At 63.8% G+C, this 8,929-nt stretch carries 10 protein-coding genes; 3 read left to right on the top strand and 7 right to left on the bottom strand.

The window, feature by feature from the left end:
• A partial coding sequence (locus EN781_RS17250; protein ID WP_145965534.1) for a DMT family transporter occupies nt 1-760 on the top strand: 760 nt, incomplete at its 5' end.
• Nucleotides 761-769: 9 nt separating this feature from the next.
• Here the strand turns inward: EN781_RS17250 and EN781_RS17245 are convergent.
• On the bottom strand, nt 770-1,678 hold the full coding sequence (locus EN781_RS17245; RefSeq protein ID WP_126058727.1) for an alpha/beta hydrolase: 909 nt from the start codon (nt 1,676-1,678) through the stop codon (nt 770-772).
• Nucleotides 1,679-1,815: 137 nt separating this feature from the next.
• Here EN781_RS17245 and EN781_RS17240 point away from each other — a divergent pair, with 137 nt between their 5' ends.
• Nucleotides 1,816-2,382, top strand: a complete 567-nt coding sequence (locus EN781_RS17240) for a CGNR zinc finger domain-containing protein (protein WP_245455416.1) — start codon at nt 1,816-1,818, stop codon at nt 2,380-2,382.
• Between the two features lie 2 nt (nt 2,383-2,384).
• Here EN781_RS17240 and EN781_RS17235 read toward each other — a convergent pair whose 3' ends face one another.
• Nucleotides 2,385-3,695, bottom strand: coding sequence for a hemolysin family protein (locus EN781_RS17235; protein WP_126058728.1), 1,311 nt, complete (start codon nt 3,693-3,695; stop codon nt 2,385-2,387).
• 47 nt (nt 3,696-3,742) lie between these two features.
• Nucleotides 3,743-4,678: a LysR family transcriptional regulator gene (locus EN781_RS17230; protein WP_127400176.1), complete on the bottom strand. Its 936-nt coding sequence runs from the start codon at nt 4,676-4,678 to the stop codon at nt 3,743-3,745.
• Nucleotides 4,679-4,805: 127 nt separating this feature from the next.
• Between EN781_RS17230 and EN781_RS17225 the strand changes: the two genes are divergently transcribed.
• Nucleotides 4,806-5,828 carry an NAD(P)-dependent alcohol dehydrogenase gene (locus EN781_RS17225; RefSeq protein ID WP_126058730.1) on the top strand — a complete coding sequence of 341 codons (1,023 nt, stop codon included), beginning with the start codon at nt 4,806-4,808 and terminating at the stop codon, nt 5,826-5,828.
• 15 nt (nt 5,829-5,843) lie between these two features.
• Here EN781_RS17225 and EN781_RS17220 read toward each other — a convergent pair whose 3' ends face one another.
• From EN781_RS17220 to EN781_RS17205, 4 genes are all read right to left on the bottom strand, one after another.
• The gene (locus tag EN781_RS17220; protein WP_126058731.1) at nt 5,844-6,551 is read right to left on the bottom strand and encodes an LssY C-terminal domain-containing protein; all 708 of its coding nucleotides are present in this window, start codon (nt 6,549-6,551) and stop codon (nt 5,844-5,846) included.
• Between the two features lie 73 nt (nt 6,552-6,624).
• The gene (locus tag EN781_RS17215; RefSeq protein ID WP_126058732.1) at nt 6,625-7,491 is read right to left on the bottom strand and encodes an extensin family protein; all 867 of its coding nucleotides are present in this window, start codon (nt 7,489-7,491) and stop codon (nt 6,625-6,627) included.
• Nucleotides 7,492-7,604: 113 nt separating this feature from the next.
• On the bottom strand, nt 7,605-8,645 hold the full coding sequence (locus tag EN781_RS17210; RefSeq protein WP_126059387.1) for an extensin family protein: 1,041 nt from the start codon (nt 8,643-8,645) through the stop codon (nt 7,605-7,607).
• A 192-nt stretch (nt 8,646-8,837) separates the two neighbouring features.
• Nucleotides 8,838-8,929 (bottom strand): DUF3775 domain-containing protein (locus EN781_RS17205; protein ID WP_127400175.1); only part of this gene is annotated, 92 nt, incomplete at its 5' end.

Genomic DNA, 8,929 nt, shown 5'->3' with positions numbered 1-8,929 from the left:
CGCGACTGCAGTCGCGGGCGCAGCTTGGTCAGCGGGATCGTGCTCGCTGCCAACCATTGCGGTGCTGAGGCTACATGCCCTGCGGGCCATGGTTGTCGGCATCGTCCTGATATCATTCTTCTGGGGGCTTGGCAGGCTGCCACTCGCGGAGGCCGTCGGGCTCAGCTTCGTTGCGCCGTTGATCGCTCTCTTCCTCGCCGCGTTGTTGCTGGGCGAGCGAGTCCGGCGGGAGGCAATCTGGGCATCGATCGCCGGCATCGTTGGCGTGGCGATCATCGTGTCGCGCCAGTTCGGGCAGGCAAGCTATTCGCAAGACGCCCTGCTGGGCACGGCGGCGGTGCTCGTATCGACGGTGTTCTACGGCTACAACCTGATCCTCGCCCGGCAACAGGCGCTGGTGGCCAAACCAGTCGAGATCATGTTCTTCCAGAGCTTGGCCGTTGCAATCATCCTCGGCCTCGCCGCGCCGTGGCTCGCCGTCGCCCTGCCAGCCAATCTTTGGCTTCCCTTGGCCGGAGTGACAGCGCTGTCGCTTGCCGGCCAATTCCTGATGAGCTGGTCCTACGCCCGCGCCGAAGCGCAATATCTCATTCCAACGGAATATTCGGCCTTCATCTGGGCGATCGCGTTTGGCTGGTTCTTCCTCGACGAGGCGGTCACCTGGACGACGCTCGCGGGAGCATGCCTGATCGTCGCCGGCTGCCTGATCGCCGCGCGGGCAAACCCGAAACTTGCCGAGCCGATCGAGGCAGCCGTTTGACCGTCGCGGTCAGCGCTTTTCGGAATCGCGAAAGACCCCGGTCTCCACCTCGTGCATGAAGTGAGCGATGTGCGCCGCGCATTGGCGATGGTGCGTCTCAAGCAGCATGTGGCCGCTTTCAAAGACATGGATTTCGATGGCGTGGAGGTCGCGATTGTAGGCCATGACCTCATCCACCGCGAAGAAGGCATCATGGCGGCCCCACAGCACAAGGCAAGCTGGCCGGTGGTTGCGCAAGTAGGCCTGGATGGCGGGGAAGCGCGCGATGTGTGAGCCATAATCTGTGAAGAGTTCGAACTGAATGTCAGTGTTTCCGGGCCTCTCCAGGCGCTCGGTGTCGAGATGCCAACTCTCGGGCGGAAACAAGACCTTCAGACGTTCTGGAAGACCGCCGATATACTGGTTGCGGGTGCCCTCGAAATTCATCCAGTCCGGCAGCTTGGCGCGGTTGTCGTCCGTCGGTTCGGCGAAGAACACCTTGGGTGCGTCCCAAGCCGGTCCCAGCCCCTCCTCATGGGCATTGCCGTCCTGGACGATCAGGCCGAGGATACGATCCGGCCGTCGTGTCGCGAGATGGTAACCGACGGGCGCGCCGAAGTCGGTGATATAGAGAAAGAACCGCTCGAGACCAAGGGCCTCAATGAATGCCTCGATCGTGTTGGCGAGGTTCTCGAACGTGTAGTCATAGGCGTCGGTGGAAGGGGCGGACGAGAAGCCGAAACCGGGCATATCCGGTGCCACCACATAGGCTGTCTCGGCCAGTGGCTCGATGATGTTGCGATAGACATGTGAGGAAGTCGGATATCCGTGCAGCAGCAGGATTGCCGGACGGTCCGGGTCGCCGGCATGACGATAGAAAATGTCGAGGCCGTCGGCACGGATGGTTTCGTGCCGTGTCTTGTAAGGATCGGTTCGCATCGTCTGTCTCCCATGGCCCCGTGCTGCTGGCGACGCTCTGGCTTTGAAACCACATATCTGTATGATTACGGTTACATCGTAACTGCATAATGCGGTTAATAGGGTTATGTTCCATGGCGCAGACACACACCGAATGGGTGCCGGAGCACTTCATAGGCGGGCATTCCGCCCTGGACCTGTCGAACGCCGTGTTCGACCGGCGCGTGCCGGCGCCCGACAATGAACTGTTCAAGTCGACCCAGGATGTTGCCAACTGGTTCATGGCTTCAGGGCTTGCCGACCATCACCAGGCGCAGGCCGTTTCCGAGATCGAAGATGGGCGCTTCGTGGAACGGGTTCGCGAAGTCCGTGAAGCGTCTTTTCAGATTTTTGAGCCGATCGCCGCGGGCAAACCGTCCGCGACCGAGGCGCTCAGCGTCCTGTTCTCATGCGCGGCGAGCCCGCTAGCCACCGGGTCGGTCGACTTGCACGACACCAGACCGCAGCCAAGCCAGTGGCGGGACCCGGATGCCGTCACCGCGTTCCTTGCTTTGCTGTCGGTCGAAGCCTTCTTCAGCTTGCCGCGGGACAGGCTGCATTCCTGTCCTCGCTGCGGCTGGCTTTTCCTCGATACGTCGCGCGGCGGCAAACGCCGCTGGTGCAGCATGCGCACCTGCGGCAACCGCGAGAAGGTCTCGCGCCATAGGGGGCTTAGCGCCGCCTAATGTCAGCGCGCGATCTGCCGGTGACTGTCCGGCAGGCGCGTTGCGATCAGCTTGTCGATGCGGCGGCCGTCGAGGTCTACGACCTCGAAGCGCCAGCCCTGCGCATCGACGCATTCGCCGGTCGCCGGCAGGTGATGCAGATGCGACAGCACGTAGCCGGCGACGGTCTCGTAGTCGCGGTTTTCGGGCAGGTCGATGCCGAGCACCTCGGCCATCTCGTCGGCCTGCATGTAGCCGGCGAGCAGCCACGAGCCGTCTTCGCGCTTGACGGCGTTTTCCTCCTCGCCGGCATCGAGGTCCGAGCGGAAGACGCCGGTTATCGCTTCCAGAATGTCGGCCGGCGTGACGATGCCTTCGAAATGGCCGTATTCGTCATGGACCAGCGCCATCGGCACGTCCGATTCCTTCAGCTTCTGCAGCACGTCCAGCGCATCGGCCTGGTCGTGCACGATGGGCGCGGCGCGCACATGCTGGCGTGGCTCCAGCACCTTGCCGCCGAGGATCGCGGCCAGCACGTCGCGTGTCTGGACGACGCCGACCATGGCGTCGACATTGCCGTCCCCCGCGGGCAGGCGCGAATGCTGGGTCTCGATCAGCAGCCTCTTGATGGCCGCCTCGTCTGACTGCAGGTTGATCCAGTCGACCTCGGTGCGCGGCGTCATCACAGCGCGCACGGCGCGGTCGCCGAGCCGCATGACGCCGGCGATCATGCGGCGCTCGTCTGATTCGATGGTGCCGTGATGCTCGGCTTCGGCGACCAGCATCTTGATCTCCTCGTCGGTGACCTTCTCTTCGCTCTCGCCGCGCTGGCCGAGCAGCCAGAGGACGGCGCGACCGGAAATGTCGAGCAGGAAGACGAGCGGCGCCGAGACGGTGGCGAGGACGGTCATCGCGGGCGCCGCCCGGACGGCAACCCGCTCGGGATCGCGCAGCGCGATCTGCTTCGGCACGAGCTCGCCGACGATCAGCGAAGCGTAGGTGATGATCGCGACGACGATGCCGACGCCAAGCGGATCGGCAATGGTTTCGCGCACGCCGTTCGATGCCAGCAATGCCGCCAGCCGCTCGCCCAGCGTGGCGCCGGAAAAGGCACCGGAGAGAACGCCGACCAGGGTGATGCCGATCTGCACCGATGACAGGAACTTGCCGGGGTTGGAGCCGAGCGCCAGCGCGCGGCCAGCGCCCTTAACGTTGCGGTCGATCATTGCCTTGAGGCGGGCAGGGCGTGACGAAACGATGGCAAGTTCGGACATTGCCAGAAGACCGTTCACGCATATGAGGACGGTCACGATGGCGATTTCAAGATAAAGCATGAAGGGTCAATAGCATTGCCGCAGTGCATTCGAAAATAGCGGGGCCGCTATTTTTCGAGGTCACTGCTCCAGGGGTGGTCCCAGGGCGGCGATGAGAAGTGCTCGACCAGCGCATCGACGACGACACGCACCTTGGGCGCGAGATTGCGCGTCACCGGCCAGATCGCATGGACGACGATGTTTTCTATGAGACAATCCGACAGGACAGTTTCGAGCTCGCCGCTGCTGAGGCTGTCGGCGGTCAGCCATGTCGGCAGGAAAGTGATGCCGCAGCCGGCGAGGGCGGCATCCAGCATCGGTTCGCCGTGGCCGAGGATCAGCCGCGCCTGCGGCCGGAATTTGCCGATATGGCCATCGGCATGCCTCACCATCCAAGGATGGACGATGCCGTTGCGGCCATAGACGATGATGCTGTGGCCGGCGAGGTCCTCGATCGACTGCGGCCGGCCATGCTGCTCGAGATAGGCCGGAGCCGCGCAGATAGCCGAGCGCTGCGTGTAGATGCGCCTTGCCGCCAGCGACAGGCTGTCGTCGAGATCGCCCATGCGGATGGCGAGGTCAATGCCCTCCTCGATCAGGTCGACACGCCGATCGCTGAACGAGATTTCCATCGTCAGATCCGGGTGGCGACTGGCGATGCCGAACAGGACGGGCGCGACGCATCTGCGCCCAAAGGCGAGCGGCACGTCGACGCGCAGCTTGCCTGACGGCACCTGCCGGCGCGAAGCGAGCAACGATTGCGCGGCGTCGATCTCGGCAAGCGCCCTGACGCAGGCCTCGTAGTAGCTAAGGCCTTCGCTGGTCGGGCTGAGGCTTCGGGTCGTGCGATTGAGCAAGCGGACCGCCAGCCGCCGCTCCAGTTGCGCGATCGACTTGCCGACTGCCGATTTCGTAACGTTCAGGCGCTCGCCGGCGCCGGTAAAGCTGCCAGCCTCGACCGCATGCACGAAAGCGAGGATGCCTTGCAGGCTGGCCGCCTCCACGGCGCTCTCCTATTGTAGAATTTTTATCTTCAATCAGTATCCAAATATACCGCATAGAGGCACTATTTTCCATAGTTTGATCGCTTAATTATTCCGCATCCCGATCAAAACGCGGAGGCGGACCGAGATGAGCATCAACATCAACAGATCCTGGCAGATGAGCGGGTTCGGCCTGTCAAAGCTGCAACTGGTGGACGGCAGGATACCCGAACCCGGCCCGCGCGATCTTTTGGTGCGCACCAAGGCGGTGTCGCTGAACTACAAGGACCGGATGATCGTGGACGGCGTGCTGATCCCCGACCTGGGCTTTCCCTTCGTGCCGACGTCCGACGCCGTTGGCGAAGTGGTGGCCGTGGGCAGCGATGTCCTCCGCTTTCAGGTCGGACAGCGCGTGCTCGGCCAGGTGCTCGCCGACTGGCCGGATGGCGATGCGCCGCCGGTGCTGCACAAGCACACGCTGGGTTCCTCGCTGCCGGGCACGCTGTCCGAATACGTGATCCTCGGCGAGGATGCCGCGGTGCTGGCGCCGCCGTCGCTGAGCGACGCCGAGGCTGCGACGCTGCCGATCGCGGCGCTGACGGCATGGTTCGCGCTGGCCGAGGCGACAAAGCCGGTGGCGGGCGAAACCGTGCTCATCCAGGGCACTGGCGGGGTGTCGCTGTTTGCACTGCAGTTCGCCGCTGCCTTCGGCCTGCGCGCCATCGTTACGTCAAGCAGCGACGACAAGCTCGCCAGGGCGAGCAAACTCGGAGCCTGGCAGGTGATCAACCATCGCAGCCAGCCGGCATGGGACGAGGTTGCGCGCGAGCAGACCAATGGCGCCGGTGTCAAGCACGTGCTGGAAATGATCGGCGGCGACAACGCGCGGCGTTCGATCAATGCGCTTGCCGCCGACGGCCGCTTGACGGTGATCGGCCTGCTCGGCAGCATGGAGCTGAACTTTCCAATCCTGCCCTTCTTGCGCAATCGCCTCACCGTGCAAGGCATTTCTATCGGCCATCGCCGCAGCTTCGAGCGCATGAACCAGGCGGTCGAGGCGCTCGGCATCAAGCCCGTCATCGACAAAGTCTTCGGCTTCAACGAGGTGCCGCAGGCCTTCGATTGTCTGGAAAAAGGCCCGTTCGGCAAGGTCGTCATCACCACGACCTGACCTCCACCGGTTCCGTCACGGCAGCGGTTTCAATACCCCGATCACTGCCTTGCCGTCGGTGAAATACGGATCGCCGCCGCCGTTGCGGCCCGTTTTCGTCGCACCGATTCCGGCGATTTCGCTGGTCGAGGCCAGCATGCCGGCATTGGTGAGATCGCCGATCAGGAAGTCGCGCTCGGCATCGATGTCGGGGCCGATGTGATGGGTTATCGCCCCGGTGTCGTGGCTGAGGCCGACGCCGCGGTCGAAGCTCGCCGCACCCAGCCAGAGCGGGCGTCCGTCATCGCCAACCGTGTTGGTCTGCCAGAAGCGGACATGGTGGCGCTGGTCGGCACTGTCGCCGACCGGCCTTTCGAAGGCGAGATCCTGGGCGCGGCCTTCGAACAGCAGCCTGCTCATCGGCGCATCGGGATAGGGCCGGGAAAACAGCACGCTTTCGCCGATGTCGATGGCGGTTCTCAGCGTGATGGCGTCGGCCGTGTCCCAGCCGGCGACCGCAAAGGCGTGGACGACCTCCTTTTCGGTGCCGACAAGGCCGACATTGATCGGGTCGCCCGGAATGCCTTGCGGCGTATGCGTCACCATCTCGAAATGCTGCGTGCGGTAGCCGCGCTCGCGCCAGGTCCAGAATTCCGGCGCGGCGACGTAGGCCAACCCGAGATATCCGGCGCAAAGTGCCGCCAGCCAGATCGCCGCGCGCCGCCGAAGGCTTCGCTTACTCACGAGAGGCCACTCCCAAACGCATGCATCATTTTATGCGCCGTTGCATCGGTTGGGCAAAGGGAACCGCAGGTGGTCAGCGGCAGGCGCGATAGCCGCTCCTGCGGTTCTTTATGTCGAAATGGAAATGGTTGCGGTGGTCGTAATTATAGCCAGGGCCGAGCACCGTGGTGAAATACTGGCAGCCGTCGGCGCGGACATTGTTGAGGAAGCCGCGGGTGCGGAAGGCGAACAGGCCGGGCTTGCGCACGTCGATGTCATCGCCGTTGTTGAGCTCAATGCTCATCACGTCGAGCGCGTTGCCCTTGCCATGTTCCGACAAGACACCTTCGCCCGCGATGTTGCGGCAGGAATAGCTGGATCCCTGGTGGATGGTCTTCACGCCCGAAAAATACCGCCAGCGGGCGGCCGGCACGAGCTCGTTCCTGGTCCAGGTGGCGAAGGTGGCGGCCATGTTGCAGGTCAGCGTGGCGGAGGGCTTCATCCCGACGCTGCCGATGGCCGAGACCCTGACCGGATAGTCGATGCCGCACTGGCCCTCATGGATCGGCTGCACGTCGGTGTATACGACGCCGAGGCGCCGCAATTCGTTGCGGCAATCGACTTCGCTCTGCGGCATCTGCTCGGCCGGCGACATCGGCTCGTCCATGCGCGGATAGGCGGCGGTCATATAGGGGTTGGAGGGGACGAGGCGCTGCATGCCGGTATATTGGGGCGCGGAATACTGGGGCGCGGAATATTGGGGCGCGGAATATTGGGGCGTCTCGGGCACGGCGGCGGTCTGGCTGCCGACGTCGACGGCCGGCTGCAGCGCAAACACATCGCCGGTGTTGCAGGCCGATACGGCCGCGATGGCAAGCAGCATCACCTGCCTGGCGGCAACGGAGCGCGCACGATTGTTCTGTCGCGCCATGGCAGGCATGGCGCCAAGTCTTCCGGCCATCGAAAGGTATCCTGTCCCCGGATGGCACAAGTCTAGTCGGCAAGAGTAAAGGAAAGATCAGCGCCCGCATTCACGCCTGGGGCCGAATTGCGGCGCCTGTTCTTCGCATCCACTCACTGGCAGAACGTTCCGCCATGGCGGCGCTGCTCGAGGTCGAAGTGGAAATGCAGTGCATGGTCGGCATCGGCGCCGGGACCGAGCACGGTCTTGAACGGCCCGCAGGCGGCCTTGCGCACACTGTTCAGGAATTTTGCATCCTTTTCGGGCGGCACTGGGCCGATCTCGACCTTTCGTCCGTCGGACAGCGTGAAGGAGGCGATGTCGAGCGCATTGCCGAAGGCATGCTCCGACAGCTTTCTCGTTCCGTTACGCGGGCGGCAGACAAACGCCGAGGCCTGGGTAATCGATTTGAGATCTACGCCGAATTCGGCTTTCGCCGCCGGCTGGATCACATCGACGGTGAAGCGGGCGGCAGCCTCGGCCATCTGGCAATTGAGTTCGGTGCCGGAGCCGATGCCGACAGATTTGCCGAGCGTTTTCAAAATGATAGGGTAGGGGATCGAACAACCGATTTCCGGATTGCTTTCCGCCTTATGCTCCTCGAATTCGACGCCGAGCGCCTTCAGCCGCTCGCGGCAGGCCACTTCGTCCTGAGGCATCTTGTCGGCAGGACGATCGGCCGATCGCGGATCGGGCAGCATTTTGTTGTTGTCGGCATCAGCCGGTTTTTCAGGTGGCTTCGGTGCGACAGCGGGCGGTTCGGCCACCGGCTCCGCGGTGTCGGGTCTTTGTGTCGGAATCGGCACCACGGTCGGCGGCTCAGGCTCGCTTTCGATATCGGGTGACGGCTCCGGCCCCGAAGGCTCGGGACGTGCCTGCTTTCCCTGACGAGACTTTTCTTGATTGAGCCGGTCGGCTGCGCCAGCGGGCTTTGGACCTGCAGCCTTCTGCTCTTCCGTCGTTGTCGCGTCGGCCTTTGGCGCTTCCGCTGGACGCGGCTCTGGCACCGGAACATCGGCGGGCGAGGTCGGCTGGTCCTGCCTTTGCCATTGCGTCTGCTTTGGTGCGATATGCCGCTTGCCCCGCGATCTCTGGCGGTGCTTGGCCCTCGGCCGTAGTGGCTGATCGGCCCGCTGCGTCAACGGCTGCTCCATACGCGGTGTCAGCGGCTGCCTGTGACGATGCCTGGCGTCGGCCGGCGTCGCTAGCAAGGTTGCCGCCAGCAAGGGCAGCGTCAGTCTGCAAAATCCGGAAAAGCTCAGCGTTGCCATCGGCCGGAAACGGCGCCGGCACGGCAAAGTTGCCCTGGAGGGGCGGCGTCGCGATCACAATCGGTTACCAACGCGTTACGCGCCGATCGCTTCCAGCCCTTCCTCCAGCCAGTCGGCGAGCAGCGGCATGCCGAGCAGGTATTTGGCCGTGCGCTTGTTGGCGCGCT

Source organism: Mesorhizobium sp. M4A.F.Ca.ET.090.04.2.1 (assembly GCF_003999085.1).
In the GTDB taxonomy this organism is placed as follows: domain Bacteria; phylum Pseudomonadota; class Alphaproteobacteria; order Rhizobiales; family Rhizobiaceae; genus Mesorhizobium.
The sequence above is the reverse complement of the archived record's forward strand: the minus strand, read 5'-3'. Positions and strand labels throughout refer to the sequence as shown.

Coding starts and splice junctions, on each gene's coding strand:
- EN781_RS17245 (WP_126058727.1), bottom strand. CDS start 1,678: ATGCGAACCGATCCTTACAAGACACGGCACGAAACCATCCGTGCCGAC.
- EN781_RS17235 (WP_126058728.1), bottom strand. CDS start 3,695: ATGCTTTATCTTGAAATCGCCATCGTGACCGTCCTCATATGCGTGAAC.
- EN781_RS17225 (WP_126058730.1), top strand. CDS start 4,806: ATGAGCATCAACATCAACAGATCCTGGCAGATGAGCGGGTTCGGCCTG.
- EN781_RS17210 (WP_126059387.1), bottom strand. CDS start 8,645: ATGGAGCAGCCGTTGACGCAGCGGGCCGATCAGCCACTACGGCCGAGG.
- EN781_RS17215 (WP_126058732.1), bottom strand. CDS start 7,491: ATGGCCGGAAGACTTGGCGCCATGCCTGCCATGGCGCGACAGAACAAT.